The following is a 598-nucleotide window of genomic DNA, read 5'->3' on the forward strand; positions in this document are numbered from 1 at the left end:
GGGGGGGGGGCGGGGGGCGGCCGGGGCCCCCCCCGCGCGCGGGTGGGGGCGAGCTGTTTGTAGGGCAGGGCGGGCAGGTGCATGGTCTCGTGTCGTTTCCTGCGCCGGAGTATGGACGCGCGGGCCGTCAAGATGCTGACGGTTTGTGTAAATCCTTGCAAAGATGCGCCGGTCCGCGCCATCCCCGCTCCTGGGTCGAATGAGGCAAGGATAGCAGCCGGAATGTGTCGCAAAATTCAAGGATTGTCACATCGGCGTATTTACTCGACGACGAGCACGCGTGCCTGTGGATCGCGTCCCCGCACGAAATTCACGACGGCGTTCGTCGTCACGGTGTCGATCTGTCCGGCCATGCGCCGGTCGAACGGATGGTCGTCGAACGCCACGTTGGCGCGGAACATGCGGGCGCCCAGGCGCGTCACGGCCGGGATGTCGACCGTCGGCACGCGGTAGCCCTGGGCCTTCAGCCACGCTTGCGCCTCGGCACGCGTCTCGACGGCGCCCGCCGGCGCGGGGGGGGGCGGCCCCCGCGGCCCCCCCCCCCCGGGGGGGTTTTTGTGTGGGGGGGGGGGGGGGGAGGGGAGCCAGGGGGGGTGTT

Annotated in this window: 1 protein-coding gene; it reads right to left on the reverse strand. The window is 70.7% G+C overall.

Annotation, left to right across the window (positions count from 1 at the left end; translation table 11 throughout):
• Window positions 1-260: 260 nt before the first annotated feature.
• Window positions 261-598 (reverse strand): DUF2145 domain-containing protein (locus ACEN88_RS33710; RefSeq protein ID WP_413346703.1); only part of this gene is annotated, 338 nt, incomplete at its 5' end.

This window comes from Massilia sp. CT11-108, from assembly GCF_047302915.1.
GTDB classification, from domain to species: domain Bacteria; phylum Pseudomonadota; class Gammaproteobacteria; order Burkholderiales; family Burkholderiaceae_D; genus Telluria; species Telluria orientalis.